General features: G+C 51.8%; 17 protein-coding genes and 1 tRNA gene. 10 read left to right on the plus strand and 8 right to left on the minus strand.

Features of this window, described 5'->3' with window-relative positions:
* Window positions 1–30: 30 nt before the first annotated feature.
* On the plus strand, window positions 31–561 hold the full coding sequence (locus EOE65_RS06315) for an HD domain-containing protein (RefSeq protein ID WP_127693446.1): 531 nt from the start codon (window positions 31–33) through the stop codon (window positions 559–561).
* 23 nt (window positions 562–584) lie between these two features.
* On the opposite strand, the gene EOE65_RS06320 is transcribed toward EOE65_RS06315, so the two are convergent.
* Window positions 585–1,307, minus strand: a complete 723-nt coding sequence (locus EOE65_RS06320) for a glutathione S-transferase family protein (protein WP_127693447.1) — start codon at window positions 1,305–1,307, stop codon at window positions 585–587.
* An 18-nt stretch (window positions 1,308–1,325) separates the two neighbouring features.
* Complete coding sequence (locus EOE65_RS06325) at window positions 1,326–1,871, minus strand: gamma carbonic anhydrase family protein (protein ID WP_127693448.1); 546 nt, start codon at window positions 1,869–1,871, stop codon at window positions 1,326–1,328.
* Between the two features lie 81 nt (window positions 1,872–1,952).
* Between EOE65_RS06325 and prlC the strand changes: the two genes are divergently transcribed.
* From prlC to EOE65_RS06345, 4 genes are read left to right on the plus strand one after another with little or no spacing between them, the layout of a single operon-like run.
* Window positions 1,953–3,980: an oligopeptidase A gene (prlC, locus tag EOE65_RS06330; RefSeq protein ID WP_127693449.1), complete on the plus strand. Its 2,028-nt coding sequence runs from the start codon at window positions 1,953–1,955 to the stop codon at window positions 3,978–3,980.
* A gap of 12 nt (window positions 3,981–3,992) precedes the next feature.
* Window positions 3,993–4,250, plus strand: a complete 258-nt coding sequence (locus tag EOE65_RS06335) for a YheV family putative zinc ribbon protein (protein ID WP_127693450.1) — start codon at window positions 3,993–3,995, stop codon at window positions 4,248–4,250.
* A 12-nt stretch (window positions 4,251–4,262) separates the two neighbouring features.
* On the plus strand, window positions 4,263–4,856 hold the full coding sequence (locus tag EOE65_RS06340) for a DNA-3-methyladenine glycosylase I (protein WP_127693451.1): 594 nt from the start codon (window positions 4,263–4,265) through the stop codon (window positions 4,854–4,856).
* 35 nt (window positions 4,857–4,891) lie between these two features.
* Window positions 4,892–5,776, plus strand: a complete 885-nt coding sequence (locus EOE65_RS06345; RefSeq protein ID WP_127693452.1) for a DMT family transporter — start codon at window positions 4,892–4,894, stop codon at window positions 5,774–5,776.
* Window positions 5,777–5,780: 4 nt separating this feature from the next.
* On the opposite strand, the gene znuB is transcribed toward EOE65_RS06345, so the two are convergent.
* Genes znuB through EOE65_RS06360 form a run of 3 tightly spaced genes read right to left on the minus strand, consistent with a single transcriptional unit; the run spans window position 5,781 to window position 7,836 of the window.
* Window positions 5,781–6,575 carry a zinc ABC transporter permease subunit ZnuB gene (znuB, locus tag EOE65_RS06350; protein ID WP_127693453.1) on the minus strand — a complete coding sequence of 265 codons (795 nt, stop codon included), beginning with the start codon at window positions 6,573–6,575 and terminating at the stop codon, window positions 5,781–5,783.
* On the minus strand, window positions 6,576–7,349 hold the full coding sequence (gene znuC / locus EOE65_RS06355) for a zinc ABC transporter ATP-binding protein ZnuC (protein ID WP_127693454.1): 774 nt from the start codon (window positions 7,347–7,349) through the stop codon (window positions 6,576–6,578). It abuts the gene before it with no gap.
* Window positions 7,342–7,836, minus strand: coding sequence for a Fur family transcriptional regulator (locus tag EOE65_RS06360; protein WP_127693455.1), 495 nt, complete (start codon window positions 7,834–7,836; stop codon window positions 7,342–7,344). Before EOE65_RS06360 ends, znuC begins: the two co-directional genes overlap by 8 nt.
* 59 nt (window positions 7,837–7,895) lie before the next feature.
* Here EOE65_RS06360 and znuA point away from each other — a divergent pair, with 59 nt between their 5' ends.
* Entirely contained in the window at window positions 7,896–8,870 is a 975-nt protein-coding gene (znuA, locus tag EOE65_RS06365) for a zinc ABC transporter substrate-binding protein ZnuA (RefSeq protein WP_127693456.1), read from the plus strand.
* Between the two features lie 109 nt (window positions 8,871–8,979).
* Window positions 8,980–9,066 (plus strand) — tRNA-Leu (locus EOE65_RS06370).
* A 166-nt stretch (window positions 9,067–9,232) separates the two neighbouring features.
* Here EOE65_RS06370 and EOE65_RS18305 read toward each other — a convergent pair.
* Together EOE65_RS18305 and EOE65_RS06375 are read right to left on the minus strand one after the other, a co-directional pair.
* Entirely contained in the window at window positions 9,233–9,361 is a 129-nt protein-coding gene (locus tag EOE65_RS18305; RefSeq protein WP_276317499.1) for a hypothetical protein, read from the minus strand.
* Between the two features lie 209 nt (window positions 9,362–9,570).
* A complete protein-coding gene (locus EOE65_RS06375; protein WP_127693457.1) occupies window positions 9,571–10,842 on the minus strand; it encodes a peptidoglycan DD-metalloendopeptidase family protein in 1,272 nt (423 codons plus the stop codon).
* 151 nt (window positions 10,843–10,993) lie between these two features.
* Between EOE65_RS06375 and EOE65_RS06380 the strand changes: the two genes are divergently transcribed.
* The 3 genes from EOE65_RS06380 (at window position 10,994) to EOE65_RS06390 (ending at window position 13,908) form a co-directional block, all read left to right on the plus strand.
* On the plus strand, window positions 10,994–11,587 hold the full coding sequence (locus EOE65_RS06380; protein ID WP_127693458.1) for a gamma-glutamylcyclotransferase family protein: 594 nt from the start codon (window positions 10,994–10,996) through the stop codon (window positions 11,585–11,587).
* Window positions 11,588–11,666: 79 nt separating this feature from the next.
* Window positions 11,667–12,599 (plus strand): DUF808 domain-containing protein, encoded by a 933-nt coding sequence (locus tag EOE65_RS06385; protein WP_127693459.1) that lies wholly within the window; start codon window positions 11,667–11,669, stop codon window positions 12,597–12,599.
* 94 nt (window positions 12,600–12,693) lie between these two features.
* Window positions 12,694–13,908 (plus strand): bifunctional alpha/beta hydrolase/OsmC family protein, encoded by a 1,215-nt coding sequence (locus EOE65_RS06390; protein ID WP_127693460.1) that lies wholly within the window; start codon window positions 12,694–12,696, stop codon window positions 13,906–13,908.
* Between the two features lie 21 nt (window positions 13,909–13,929).
* Here the strand turns inward: EOE65_RS06390 and EOE65_RS06395 are convergent, their stop codons facing one another.
* Window positions 13,930–14,550 (minus strand): LysE family translocator, encoded by a 621-nt coding sequence (locus EOE65_RS06395; RefSeq protein ID WP_127693461.1) that lies wholly within the window; start codon window positions 14,548–14,550, stop codon window positions 13,930–13,932.
* Between the last annotated feature and the right edge of the window lie 34 nt (window positions 14,551–14,584).

Raw genomic sequence — 14,584 nt, forward strand, 5'->3', positions numbered from 1 at the left:
TTTATCCAACCAACTAAGATGAGACAAACCATGCAAAACGTGATCGACGAGATAGTTGCTATCTATGCCGAACATGGCGAGAAAACCTACGGCGAAGGTATCTCGCAAACCGAACACGCAGTACAGTGCGCACAACTCGCAGTGCTCGCGCAACAGCCACCTGAGATGGTAACCGCAGCGCTGCTGCACGACATCGGCCACCTTATTGATGAGATCCACCCACAGCACGGCAACTTTAAGCATGACAAAGCCGGTGCCGACTACCTCCAAGACCTATTTCCCCCAGCGGTGACCGAGCCCATTCGCTTACATGCCCAAGCTAAACGCTACCTGTGCACGATGGAGCAGGGCTATCTAGAGACACTCTCAGAAGCTTCACGTTACTCGCTAAAGTATCAAGGCGGGCTGATGACGGATGAGGAGCTAGATGCCTTCGAGGATGAGCCCTTCTTCACCGAGAGTTTGCAGCTGCGCTACTGGGACGATCAGGGAAAAGACCCTGAACTGGCCGCAATACCTTTTAGCCAGTTCAAGGATCAGATGGCTCAAGCCATGCTGTAAGTTAGATAAGGGGAGCCTGAGCGCTACCCCTCTCTTGAGGGTATCTGCCAACCGCGGCGCACAGCATCACGAGCGTCAAAGCGCGCGATATAGGCCTGCACATGAGGGAAGCGGTGTAGCTCCACTTGGTCATCAACTTTGTAAAACTTCGATAGCGTCTGTAGCCACGGCGCCACCGCGATATCAGCGATCGAGAACTCACCCACCAACCACTCTTGATCCGCTAGTGCGGCATCTATCACCGCGAGCAAGCGCTTCGCTTCATTGATGTAGCGCTCACGCGGGCGTGGATCTTCGATCTCTTTGCCAGCGAACGCACAGAAGTAACCCAATTGCCCAAACATCGGCCCAACACCGCCAATCTGAAACATCAACCATTGGGTGATTTTAAGCCGTTCAGCAGCGCTATTTCCCAACAGTTTTCCGTACTTTTCCGCCAGATAGAGCAAAATCGCACCACTTTCAAACAAACCAAGCGGTTTACCATCTGGGCCATTCGGATCAATGATAGCGGGGATTTTATTGTTGGGATTAAGGGATAAAAACGCATCACTCTTCACATCTTCATCGGTTAATCGTACACGATGCACTTCGTAATCGACGCCTAGCTCCTCAAGCATGATCGAGATCTTCACGCCGTTGGGTGTCGGAAACGAGTAAAGCTGTAGGCGCTCTGGATGCTGCGCGGGCCAGCGTTTAGCGATGGGGTAATCGCTCAGCGTTGCATAGTCCTGTTGTTTCACCATCAACTCCTTACATTATGTTTAGGCTTGGCTGGGAAGCTCAGCAAGATGCTGATCCTTCAGCTTACGATAGTTCTCGGCGGTGTAGGTAAAAAACGAGCGCTCTTTTTCAGTCAATTCACGAGCGGCTTTTGCTGGCCGACCCACATAGAGATAGCCGCTCTTCAAGACTTTACCCGGTGGCACTAAGCTGCCTGCACCTAGCACCACATCATCCTCAATGACTGCACCATCCATCACCATAGCGCCCATCCCAATCAACACGCGGTTGCCCACGGTGCAGCCATGTAAGGTTGCTTGATGCCCCACGGTAACGTGGTCGCCAATGGTGAGCGGAAATCCGTCTGGATTAAAGGGGCCTGCATGGGTGATATGCAGCACAGAGCCATCTTGGATACTGGTGGTATGGCCAATGCGAATACGGTGCATATCACCACGAATGACCACCAGCGGCCAAACAGAGCTATGATCACCTAAGGTGACATCACCCAGCACGACAGCCGTTGGATCAATAAAGACCTGTTCCCCCGTGACGGGCGTTTTTCCTTGAAAACTTCTGATCGACACAACACACCTCCGGCTTGCATACTGATGAAATGACCCCATTGTATACTATCAATATGACTCAGATGACGACCGGAGAGATTGATGAGTAACCCGTTATTGGATAGCGCCACACTGCCCCCATTCGCAGCCATCAAACCAGAGCACGTCACACCAGCGATCGATCAATTACTCGCGCAGGCACGCTCCGTTGTGGCGGATGTGACGCAGAACGATCAGCTCAGCGACTGGGACAGCGTTGTTGCGCCACTCGACGCGGTAAACGATGCGATTGCTAATGCGTGGTCGCCGGTCTCCCATATGAACGCCGTCGTGAATAGTGATGAACTGCGCGAAGCGTATAACGAAAACCTCGGCAAACTCTCCCAATATTGGACCGAGCTTGGCCAAAATGAAGCGCTGTTTAAAGCCTATCAACGCGTTGCACAGCAGCCAAACCTATCACCCGCACAGCAAACAGCGCTGGCCCACAACCTGCGGGACTTCAAGCTCTCAGGCATTGACCTGCCGGATGAGAAAAAACAGCGTTTCGCCGAAATTCGCCAGCGTTTATCGGAACTTTCGACTAAGTTTTCCGAAAATGTGATGGATGCAACGCAGGGCTGGACCAAACATATCACCGATGCAGATGCGCTCGCCGGCTTACCTGACATCTCGCTAGCTGCGGCTGAGCAAGCGGCACAAGCGAAGTCCCTAGAGGGCTATCTGATTACGCTTGAGTTCCCCTCTTTCTATCCTGTGATGGCGCATTGTGATAACCGCGAGCTGCGTCGTGAAGTCTATGAAGCCAATGCAACACGCGCGTCCGATCAAGGCCCTAACGCCGGCCAGTGGGACAACAGCGCAGTGATGCAAGAAACGCTCAACCTGCGTAAAGAGCTCGCGGCGCTGCTAGGTTTTGAATCCTACGCCGACTACTCGGTTGCCACAAAAATGGCGGAGTCACCCGAACAAGTGCTTGGTTTCTTGAATGACCTTGCAGACAAAAGTGTCACCGCAGCGCGTACGCAGCTCAGTGAGCTTGCCGAGTTTGCCAAAGAGACCGACGGCCTAGCTGATCTACAAGCGTGGGATGTCACGTACTATTCCGAGAAATTAAAAGAGCAACGCTACGCTATTTCACAAGAGATGCTGCGCCCCTACTTCCCGTTTCCAAAAGTGGTAGAGGGCATGTTTGCGGTGGCGGCGAAGCTGTTTGATATTGAGATCACAGAGGTTGCTGAGTTTGATAGTTGGCACAAAGATGCCCGCTTTTTCACGATCAGTCGTGCGGGTGAGCAGATTGCAAGCTTCTACCTTGATCCCTTTGCCCGCTCACACAAACGTGGCGGCGCTTGGATGGATGTGTGCCGCAATCGCTACCGCCAACAAGATGGATCATTGCAGCTACCGACTGCTTACCTTGTCTGCAATTTCAACGGGCCTGTCGGAGATAACCCGGCGTTGCTGACTCACGATGAAGTCACAACACTGTTCCACGAATTTGGGCATGGTCTCCATCACATGCTGACCCAAGTTGAAGTCGCTGATGTCAGCGGTATCAATGGAGTTGCGTGGGACGCGGTGGAGCTACCGAGCCAATTTATGGAGAACTGGTGTTACGAACCCGAAGCGCTGGCACTGATCTCAGGCCACTATGAAACAGGCGAGGCACTGCCACAATCACTACTTGATAAAATGCTCGCGGCGAAGAACTTCCAGTCGGCACTGATGTTGGTACGCCAATTGGAGTTCTCATTGTTCGACTTCCGCCTGCACCATGAGTACGATCCGCAGGCCACCGATATACAAGCGCTGTTAGACGATGTTCGACAGCAAGTAGCGGCGGTGACACCACCAGCGTTTAACCGCTTCCAGCATAGTTTTAGCCATATCTTTGCAGGCGGTTACGCGGCCGGTTATTACAGCTACAAGTGGGCGGAAGTGCTCTCGGCCGATGCCTTCTCCCTCTTTGAGGAGGTGGGTATCTTTAATCAAGAAGCTGGACAGCGCTTCCGCTCGACGATCCTCGAACAAGGCGGATCGCAGGAGCCAATGGCACTGTTTGTCGCGTTTCGTGGCCGTGAACCAAGCGTCGATGCATTGCTGCGTCATTCAGGTATTCAATCCTAGGAGGAACCCACTATGTCAGTGGTAAAACGTTTTGTTGCCGGGGCAGTTTGCCCACGCTGTGGTGAGATGGACACGATTCGCGTGTATCGTAACGAACGCCGCGAGTATCGCGAGTGTGTGCGCTGCGACTATGTCGACGGTCAAAACCTCGATGGCACGCCTGAGGATGTCGCAGAACTTGAAACGCGCGTGAACAAAAAAGTAGAGCTTGAGCCCGCTCAACCACTCAATTTTGTTGCAAACCCTGGTTCGCAACGCCGCGACCACTGATAGGCGATTACCATGTGCCAACGCTGCTATTGGGCTACCCATTCAGAGCTAGAACAGGCTTATCATGACGCTGAGTGGGGGATGCCCCAAACAGATGATCGCCTGCTGTTTGAGTTTCTTGTCTTGGAGGGTGCCCAAGCCGGCTTGAGTTGGCGCACCGTATTGGAAAAACGCGAGGGTTATCGAGCGCTGTTCGATAACTTCGACCCCGCTAAAATAGTCCACTACAACGATGAATACCTGGTTCAGTTGCAACAAGACTCGCGCATTATCCGCAACAAGTTGAAGATCGCATCGGTGGTGAAAAATGCGCGTGCGTTTCTTGCTATTCAAGCCGAATACGGTAGCTTTGCACGCTACTTATGGTCTTTTGTGGATAACCGCCCACTGCAAAACCATGTGGATGATTACCGTAACGTGCCAGCTGAAACCGCCGAGTCACAAGCCCTGTCCAAAGCACTCAAAAAGGCAGGCATGACGTTCGTTGGGCCAACCATCTGCTATGCCTACATGCAGGCAATCGGTATGGTTAACGATCATGAAGTCAGTTGCCACCGCTACGACGCCTGCCGCATCGCTGGCGAAACCTTCCAACGGCCCCAATAGCTTCACCGTAAGCTACACATAACTAAGAGAACTCTATGAACACCGCTGCTTCTGCATCGCTAGTGCCCATCGGCGTCCGCTATATGCTGCTCTCTGCTTTAGGATTTGCTCTGATGGCGGTATGCGTGAAAGCCGTTAGCTTGCAAGGTATCCCTGTCTTAGAGATTGTTGCGGCCCGCGCGTTTGTCTCGTTATTAATTAGCTATGTTGATGTGAAGCGCAAGGGCATCTCGGTTTGGGGTGAGCGCCATGCACTGTTAACAGCGCGCGGCGTAGCGGGAACTTTTGCCTTAATCTGCGTGTACTACTCGGTATCGACACTACCGCTGGCAGAAGCCACGATTCTTCAATACCTCTATCCGCTGTTTACGGCACTTCTTGCACTGCTCTTTCTCAACGAGCGTGTTCAGCGCGCCACCGCGCTCTGCTTATTGCTATCGATCACGGGGTTGATTGTTATTGTCCGACCAGAGTTCCTGTTTGGCGGCACAATGACGCTGCCGATTCTGAGTGTCACAGCTGCGTTAGTGGGCGCATTTGGTAGTGCTGTCGCCTATGTTCTCGTACGCCGCTTGAGCCAAAGCGAAGATAGCTCGGTCATTATCTTCTATTTCCCGCTGATCGCTTTACCAATATCGCTGACGCTGATAGTGATACAAAATACATTTGTTATGCCCTCGCTCAGTACGCTTGCGCTGCTGTTATTGGTCGGCGTGTTTACTCAAGTGGGACAAGTGGGACTCACCAAAGCGATGCAAACAGAAGAGGCCGGTAAGGCTAGCGCCTATGCCTACGTGCAGGTGATCTTTTCGATGCTGTTGGGGTGGATCTGCTTTGCTGAAATTCCAACGCTTTGGACATGGGTTGGCGGTAGCCTGATCATCCTTGGAGCCCTGATCAACCTACTCTGGAAGCGTTAGCCCGTTAGATACGGGCACGCTTAAGTGGCAGTAGATAGATCGCTAAAAACTGGATCAGCGCAGCGACCACAACGGTTGGTCCGGCAGGGGTATCCCACTGCCACGAACCGCTGATCCCCGCCAACACCGCTACACAACCAATGAGCGATGCAAACAGTGCCATCCGCTCTGGCGTTGAAGACAAACGCCGTGCCGCAGCGGCGGGAATAATCATCAGCGACGTGATCAGCAGAACACCTACGATCTTCATGGCGATCGCGATCACCAACGCGATCAGCAGCATCAAAATCAAACGTGTACGGGCCACATTGACACCCTCGACCTGAGCGAGCTCCTCATTAATGGTAATGGCTAGCAGATCATCCCAGCACCATTTGAGCATTCCTAGTACCGCCGCGCCCCCCACGACAATCCAAATCAAGTCCTGCAGGCCAACTGCTAATAGATCACCAAACAGAAACTCCATCAGATCCACGCGCACGCCATCTAAAAACGAGACCGCCACCAAACCCAGCGACAGAGCACTATGCGCCATAATACCCAGCAGCGTATCCGTGGCGATAATCCGCTGCTTTTGTAAACTCACCAGTAACACTGCCAACACCAAACAACAGAGCACCACGGCCAAATTCATGTTGATATCCAACAAGAAGCCCAACGTGACACCCAGCAGTGCAGAGTGCGCCAAGCTATCGCCAAAATAGGCCATGCGCCGCCACACCACGAACGCACCCAACGGCCCAGCAATAAGCGCGACACCTAAGCCGCCCAGCACGGCATATAGCAGAAAATCGTACATCTAACGGCAGCACTCCGATGGCTGTGGTTGGTCAGCAATCACGTCACCATGTGTGTTATGACGATGATTGTGATGATGGCTATAAAGCGCCAAGCTATCAGCACCGCGCTGACCGAAGAGTTCAACAAAGGAAGGATCATTACTCACGTGCTCAGGACGTCCCGAGCAGCAGACATGGTGGTTCAAGCACACCACATGGTCAGTTGAGGACATCACCAAGTGTAAGTCGTGTGAAATCATCAACACACCGCAACGCCGCGCTTTACGGATCTGCGCAATCAAATCGTACAGTTCAACCTGGCCGTTAATATCAACACCCTGCACCGGCTCATCCAGTACTAACAAATCAGGGTTACGCAGCAGCGCTCTTGCCAGCAGAACACGCTGCGTCTCGCCGCCAGATAGGTCATGCATCGAGTGGTTAAGCAGGTAATCTGCGCGCACTGCCGCGAGCGCCGCTTCAATCTCAGCCATCGCTTTAATACCCGATGTCTGCATAAAGCGCAGCACAGTAAGGGGAAAAGTCCGATCGATTTGTAGCTTCTGAGGCATGTAGCCGACTTTCAAGTTCGGCTGGCGCCAAACAACACCCAGCGTCGGCTTCATCAAACCTAAAACGACCCGCACTAACGTGGTTTTACCTGCGCCATTAGGGCCAATCAGCGTTGTGATGCAGTCTTTGTGCAAGTTGAGTGAGATATTCTGCAACACATGGTTGCTTCCAAAACGGATATCCACATGCTCCAAGCGAACCAAATCCACTGGCTCAGCCATGTTCAGTACCTTTCTGACAGTTCGGGCACGTGCCAGCGATTTCGACGATCTCTGACTCCACCCTAAAGCCCACCTCTTCAGCTCGGCGGCTAACAGCCGTCAATACATCGGGCGCGTCGAGTTCTACCGCGCTTTTGCATTGCGTGCAGATTAAAAAACTATTCGTACAGCGATGATCTGGGTGGCTACAGCCGATAAACGCATTCAAGGAAGCTATACGATGCACCAGTCCTTGCTCTTGCAGAAAATCAAGCGCGCGATACACGGTTGGCGGCGCCGAGTTAAAACCCGCCTCTGCCATAGCAGGAAGTAATTCATAAGCCCCAAGCGGCCGATGACTTTGCCAAATCAACTTAAGCACCAACTCACGAATCGGTGTCAGGCGCAGCTGACGCTCACGGCAGCGCTCGGCAGCCTCACGTAGCGCGGTATCAACACATTTTGAGTGATCATGCTCTGGCTGAAACGCCACTTCACTGTTCTTCATAGGCAGCATCTTTATGTTTTGTTATATTGTAACAACTAATTATTTAGGAAACAGTTGCGATGTTTAGAAAACTTTTTTTCCCTATTTTTCTTCTACTCTCTGCGCCTTTCGCGGCCGCTGAGGTTCGCGTTGTGGCTAGTATAACGCCTTTACAGCTCATCGCAGCCGAAGTTCTTGATGGTATTGCGAAGCCTGAGGTGCTCATTCCACCCGGCGCTTCTCCCCATGCTTATTCTTTGCGCCCATCCGATACCCGTAAAATTCATGATGCCGACCTTGTCGTTTGGGTAGGGCCTGAGCTGGAGCAGTTTTTAACAAAGCCAATCAGCCAATCCAGCGCGACAAAGCTCATGTTGCTGGATGATCAGGCCAGACTGCACGCGCAAGAGCACGCAGGTGAAGATGGTCACGAAGGTCACGAAGGTCACGAAGGTCACGAAGGTCACGAAGGTCACGAAGGTCACGAAGGTCACGAAGGTCACGAAGGTCACGAAGGTCACGAAGGTCACGACCATGGTGGCGTAGACCCACACATCTGGCTAGACCCCTTCAATGCATTGGCCGCAGCAGAAAAGCTGCGTGACCAAGTCATCGCGATTCAGCCGGAATATACAGCGCAACTGAACAGCAACTACGACGATTTCGCAGCACGCCTGATCGCCGTTGACCGCCAACTACAACGCCAATTGAACCCACTTAGCGGTCAAGGTTTCATCACATTCCACGATGCCTATCAGCACTTTATTGGCCACTATAACTTAAAGCAGATCGATAACTTCACCGTGAATCCAAGCCGCAAACCTGGTGCCAAACATCTTGCGCAACTGCGCGACAAGATCGCTGCCAGTGAAGCGGTTTGCATCTTTAGTGAGCCACAGTTCAGCGACGCACTAGTGCGCTCCATCATCGGTAGCAACCCGATTAAAACGGCAGAGCTAGACCCATTAGGGCAGGATGTGAGCGCTGAAAAGGGCGCGTATATCACGTTTCTAACCCAGTTCAGCCAGCAATTTGTTGATTGTCTCGGCCAATAGTTTAGCCCACCCAAACACCCAAAAATGGCACGCTGTCTAGCGTGCCATTTTTTTATTTGAAGTGCTTCACAAACAAAAAGGCGCTCTATATAATGCTGCCCTCTTTCGAGCAGATGTGGTGGAATTGGTAGACACGCTAGCTTCAGGTGCTAGTGCCTTCACGGGCGTGGGAGTTCGAGTCTCCCCATCTGCACCAATCATTGTTTTCCGCCAAGATCTTACTTCGCACTTAACTCTTCACTTCGCGCTCAACTTCGTTGGCAAACATGCGCCGCTTGCGTAGACAATGTCACTTTCGCTGCTCTCAAAACCAAAAAAGCCGAGCAAGCCCGGCTAAAAGAGTTGGTAGGAGACTTCGGTGTTTAATTAGACAGCAACACCAACTGCATAATCGCTGGAAAGATAGCAACGAGTAGCCCGACCAAAACCATCAATACCGATGGCACAATACCGATCACTTCTACGCCGCTTTCATCATGTGCACTACCCATGGCTCTACTCCTTTCATAACTGTGTGAGTTACTCAGTAGATAGCAAGCGATATACCAACTTTTACAAAACCAATAAGACATTGATTTTAAAAGATAAAGAATATATCGAGTAGCGTAGCTATGATTGGCGCAAAGCAAAAACTGACATAATCGACAGTTTAAATTAAAAAGCTGCCATTTTTGGCAGCCTTTCTAAGCGTATTAAAATATCAGCTTGCGTTGGCTTTCATCAGCGCGAGCTCCTTAGCCACCTTCGCTTTGAAAGGTTTACGCTCTCTTCCTTCAATCTCAGTCATGATTGGGATATCTGCAGACATCGCATTCACAGGACGATTATTGATATGCAGCTCATAGTGTAGATGCGGGCCTGTTGAGCGACCTGTATTACCTGATAGCGCAATTTTCTGGCCACGAGAAACCGTTTGCCCTTTGCGTACATAAGACTTACTGAGGTGCAGATAACGGGTTTTATATTTCTGACCGTGGCGGATCTTGATGTAGATCCCAGCATAAGGATGGCGTTTGGACTCAATCACTACACCATCGCCCGTCGAATAGATCGGTGTTCCAATCGGGGTAGCGAAATCAGTGCCATTGTGAGGCCGTATTAAACGCGTTACCGGATGACGGCGTTTAGGATTGAAGGGAGAAGAGATACGATAACGCTTCTTCAGCGGATAGCGCGAAAATGCGCGCTCTAGGCCCGTTCCCGTCTCGTCATAGTAACTATCTTTATAGAGGAATGCGGTAAGCTCGCGCTTGCGGTTGAGTATGCGCACAGCTTCGACCCGCGTTTCGCCGGTCTCTTGTCCATCGACCATCTGCTTTGCACGCACAACCTGAAACTGATCACCTGCTCGAAAGCCTTTGTTAAAGTTGAGCTTATTCTTAAACAGCGCCGAGATAGACATGATATCGCCCGCGGTTAAGCCACTGCGCTTAGCTGACAGGTAAAAGCTACCCCGCACCTCGCCACTCAAGACCTCCTCTTGCCAGTCGCCCGGTAAAATGGTGACGTTGTACTCAAACCCCTTGCCCGGCGCACGCACATAAGTCACGCGATGCGCCAAACTAAACTCAATCTCAAGCTTGCTCAGCTCACGGCTGGCAGGATCTAGCCAAAAGCTCAGCTTATTACCGGGTTTCAGCGTATCCAGCGCAAGTACCGCAAGATCCGTTTCCAAGATTTCGTACATGGTTTTTTGCGGGATTCTCAAGGTATCAAAAATACCACTGAGCACATCGCCCTTGGCAATCTCATATTCGTAATCGGCTAGGCGTGCACGCTGGCTGTTATCCGCTGTCATATCACCAAACTCAGCTTCGCTAATCTGCAGGGGCAACCGCACATTACGCTCCGCGGTCTGTGACGACAGAAGCAGCAGTAAGAACACCATGATTGCCAGTACGGATGAGAGCAGTTTATGTAATTTGGGTAAGCTCGACCAAAACTGGTCAGCGCTGAGAAGAAGTTGCCGCATAAAGTCGTGAGGTAGCTCGAATAGGTCGTTTTGCGAAGTCCATATAGTAACGAGGTTAGTATTAAAAGCGAAGCCAACTCCGCTGCTGGCTTGTACGCGATATCCAAGAGCAGGTTACAATAGCCGTTTATCATCAATTGGGTAGGTAGGAATGAGCAGGCATTTTATCTTTGGCTATGGCAGCTTGATCAATGGCATTAGCCGCTCAGCCACGGGTGAGACAGGTCAAAGCTGGCCAGCTCGCGTGGCCGGTTACGAGCGCCACTGGTCGGTGATGAGTGATGAGTTTGGCATGAGCTCGGTGGCCGTTGTGCCTAAAGCTTCGGCACACTGCAACGGCGTTATCGTCGAGGTAGCGGAGTCAGAGTTACCGGCTTTTGATCATCGTGAGCAAGGCTATCAACGCAGCGCAGTGCCTCTTTCGCGTTTAACATCACTCTCCGAAGCGCCTCTGCCGCAGGGCCATATTTGGATCTATCATACCGATGTGATCACCGCACCCTGCCCTCAAAACCCCATTGTGCTTAGCTATGCTGATGTGATCCTTGCAGGCTGTCATGAGATCAGTGCCGCTTTTGCGCAGGAGTTTCTCAACCATACCCAAGGCTGGCATTTCCCCACCCTGAACGACCGTGCCCAGCCACGCTATCCTCGGGTACAGCGCCAAATAGCTACGCCTGTCATTAACCAACTCATCGATGGCGTTGTGAACTTAACATCAGAAGAACTCAAGAAAGGTTACTAACCCAACACCGCGCAAGTAATACAGGGTTCATAGCCCTGTGCTAATGTGACGCGCTGTTTATAGTTAAGGAAGGAAAGTCATGGCTGGTGCTAGCTTACTCGCTCTACTTGATGATATTGCCACGCTGCTAGACGACGTTGCAGCCATGACTAAGGTTGCGGCACGCAAGACAGCCGGGGTACTCGGTGACGATTTGGCCCTCAACGCGGAGCAAGTGTCCGGTGTTAGAGCCGAACGCGAATTACCGGTCGTTTGGGCGGTCGCAAAGGGGTCGCTCAAGAACAAAGCGATTCTGGTGCCAGGCGCGCTCGCGATTAGCTATTTTATCCCGTGGCTGATCATGCCATTACTAATGCTAGGTGGCTTATTTCTCTGCTTTGAGGGCGTCGAAAAGCTCGCTCACAAATACCTTCACGAGGACGAAGAGGCCGAAAAAGCGGCGCTCAAGGCGGCCTTTCACGACCAACAAGTGGATCTTGTCGCGTTTGAAGAGCAGAAGATCAAAGGGGCTATTCGCACCGATTTTATTCTCTCGGCTGAGATTATCGTTATCACGCTAGGTACCGTGGCTGGTGCAAGCTTAGTGACACAGTTTTCAGTACTGGTGGGTATTGCGCTACTGATCACCATTGGTGTTTATGGGCTTGTTGCCGGCATCGTCAAGTTAGATGACCTGGGACTTTACCTCACCCAACAATCGAGCGCGTTTAAAAAAGCCGTGGGCGAAAAGATATTAGTTGCCGCTCCTTGGCTAATGAAAACGCTAGCAGTTGTTGGTACAGCCGCCATGTTTATGGTGGGTGGCGGTATTCTTAGCCATGGCATTGCGGTGGTGCACCATGCGATAGAAGCGGCAGGCACTTATGCTGCGAGCATCGAGGGCATTGGCAGCGTATTGAGCTTTTTAGTGCCGACTCTGCTAGAGGCACTCTTTGGTATTGCGGCAGGTGCAGTCGCCGTCACTTTGGTGACGCTGGGCAGCAAACTCTTTAAAAGAGAAGCTGCTCACTAAATAAACTATCACCTCGATAGCAAATTCTTACTGGTGTTGCGTTAGGGCATCGTCAATACTGCCTCTCATCCGAGTTCAATCTGTGAGGAAGACGATGAAGACGCAACGCCTTGAGTTTACAGGACATGATGGCTCTACTCTTGCCGCTCGACTAGACCTGCCCAGCGGCACACCCGCTGCATTCGCGCTTTTTGCACACTGCTTTACCTGCTCTAAAGATATTCCCGCAGCACGACGCATAGCACGTCGTTTGGCCTCATTGGGAATTGCTGTGTTGCGCTTTGACTTTACGGGGCTTGGGCACTCAGATGGCGAGTTTGCTAATACCAATTTCAGCTCAAATATCCACGACTTGATCTTGGCAGCAGACCTACTGCGCAACGATTTTCAAGCACCACAGCTGCTCATTGGCCACTCTTTAGGGGGCGCTGCGATATTAGCCGCCGCCGACGCTATTCCTGAAGCCAAAGCTGTTGTTACGCTCAATGCACCGGCATCCCCAGACCACGTGCTGCACAATTTCTCAGCAGATCTGCCACAGATCTGTGAGCAAGGTGAAGCCGATGTTGATCTGGCGGGGCGCACCTTTAAGATTAAGCGCGACTTTGTGGACGATATCTCCGCTCAGTCCCTGAGTGAAAAGGTCGGGAAACTGCGCAAAGCGCTGCTAATCATGCACGCGCCGCTGGATACAACCGTTACGGTCGATAACGCCGCAACACTCTTCCAGCAAGCGCACCACCCGAAAAGCTTTATTACGTTAGATGATGCCGACCATCTGCTCACCAAAGCCGCTGACGCAGAGTATGCCGCCGAGATGATCTCAACATGGGTGCAGCGCTACATCGATATCCAAACACTGCCTAAGCTCATGGATGCACCCGAAGGTGTAACCCGCGTTAGCGAAGCAGACCCAACCAGCTTCACACAAGATATCAGCGTATCGGGCCACCACTTGATCGCCGACGAGCCAGCCAGCTACGGTGGCCATTACCTAGGCCCAACGCCCTACCAATTGGTATCTGCGGGGCTAGGCGCCTGCACCGCAATGACAATTCGTATGTATGCGCGCCGTAAGAAGATCGCATTAGAACACGTCGAGGTGGATATTAAGCACGACAAAATCCACGCTACCGATTGCGACCAGTGCGAACAAACAAGCGGTAAGATCGATCAGTTTGTTCGTGAAATTAGACTGAGCGGCGAGCTAACAGAAGCGGAAAGACAGCGGCTACTCGAGATTGCAGACCGCTGTCCCGTACATAGAACACTTGAGGGCGAGATCGATATCGCCACCAAGCTTGTCTGATTAACAGTGACTCATCACACATTAACTGGAGCGGGTTGCTAAATAAGCACCCGCGCCAATCATCAACGACCCCGCTGAGCGGTTCAAACGGCGCATGGCTACAGGGGAGCTAAACTGACGTCTGGCCATAGACGCAAATCCAGCCACAAGGGTTAGCCCCATCATCAATGCCACCAGCGTCAGCACAGATGCGAGTACAATATCACTAAACACCAGCGCGTTTAGGTCCATAAAGGTTGGCAAAAACGCAATATAGAACAGAATCACCTTTGGGTTGGACGCCGAGATTAAGAACCCTTGCACAAAACTGCCGGTACGCCCAGGTACTGCAGTGCTGCTCGCCTCACCTTCAGTATCAAGTGGCGTGGTCCATAGCTTCCAGCCCAGATAGCATAAGTATGCCGCACCCGCCCACCGAATGACGGTAAACAGCTCGCCCCAGTGCTCTGCAATCGCTGCCAAGCCTAAACACGCGAAGATTAGGTAGCAGATATCGCTGATCACCATGCCAAACGAAAGCCAAAAGCAAGAGCGCCCTCCTAACACCAGCGCGCGCGCGAGAACTGCAAAAATACCCGGCCCTGGCGTAATGCCAAAGATGAAGATCGCTACAAAAAACGTTAAGGCACTCTCAAATGTCATGTCAGTCTCGCTCGATATGCGTTGTAGTAATATG

Source organism: Neptunomonas marina (assembly GCF_004005935.1).
Taxonomy (GTDB): domain Bacteria; phylum Pseudomonadota; class Gammaproteobacteria; order Pseudomonadales; family Balneatricaceae; genus Neptunomonas; species Neptunomonas marina.

Coding starts and splice junctions, on each gene's coding strand:
- EOE65_RS06315 (WP_127693446.1), top strand. CDS start 31: ATGCAAAACGTGATCGACGAGATAGTTGCTATCTATGCCGAACATGGC.
- EOE65_RS06320 (WP_127693447.1), bottom strand. CDS start 1,307: ATGGTGAAACAACAGGACTATGCAACGCTGAGCGATTACCCCATCGCT.
- prlC (WP_127693449.1), top strand. CDS start 1,953: ATGAGTAACCCGTTATTGGATAGCGCCACACTGCCCCCATTCGCAGCC.
- EOE65_RS06335 (WP_127693450.1), top strand. CDS start 3,993: ATGTCAGTGGTAAAACGTTTTGTTGCCGGGGCAGTTTGCCCACGCTGT.
- EOE65_RS06340 (WP_127693451.1), top strand. CDS start 4,263: ATGTGCCAACGCTGCTATTGGGCTACCCATTCAGAGCTAGAACAGGCT.
- EOE65_RS06345 (WP_127693452.1), top strand. CDS start 4,892: ATGAACACCGCTGCTTCTGCATCGCTAGTGCCCATCGGCGTCCGCTAT.
- znuB (WP_127693453.1), bottom strand. CDS start 6,575: ATGTACGATTTTCTGCTATATGCCGTGCTGGGCGGCTTAGGTGTCGCG.
- znuC (WP_127693454.1), bottom strand. CDS start 7,349: ATGGCTGAGCCAGTGGATTTGGTTCGCTTGGAGCATGTGGATATCCGT.
- EOE65_RS06360 (WP_127693455.1), bottom strand. CDS start 7,836: ATGAAGAACAGTGAAGTGGCGTTTCAGCCAGAGCATGATCACTCAAAA.
- znuA (WP_127693456.1), top strand. CDS start 7,896: ATGTTTAGAAAACTTTTTTTCCCTATTTTTCTTCTACTCTCTGCGCCT.
- EOE65_RS18305 (WP_276317499.1), bottom strand. CDS start 9,361: ATGGGTAGTGCACATGATGAAAGCGGCGTAGAAGTGATCGGTATTGTG.
- EOE65_RS06375 (WP_127693457.1), bottom strand. CDS start 10,842: ATGCGGCAACTTCTTCTCAGCGCTGACCAGTTTTGGTCGAGCTTACCC.
- EOE65_RS06380 (WP_127693458.1), top strand. CDS start 10,994: ATGAGCAGGCATTTTATCTTTGGCTATGGCAGCTTGATCAATGGCATT.
- EOE65_RS06385 (WP_127693459.1), top strand. CDS start 11,667: ATGGCTGGTGCTAGCTTACTCGCTCTACTTGATGATATTGCCACGCTG.
- EOE65_RS06390 (WP_127693460.1), top strand. CDS start 12,694: ATGAAGACGCAACGCCTTGAGTTTACAGGACATGATGGCTCTACTCTT.
- EOE65_RS06395 (WP_127693461.1), bottom strand. CDS start 14,550: ATGACATTTGAGAGTGCCTTAACGTTTTTTGTAGCGATCTTCATCTTT.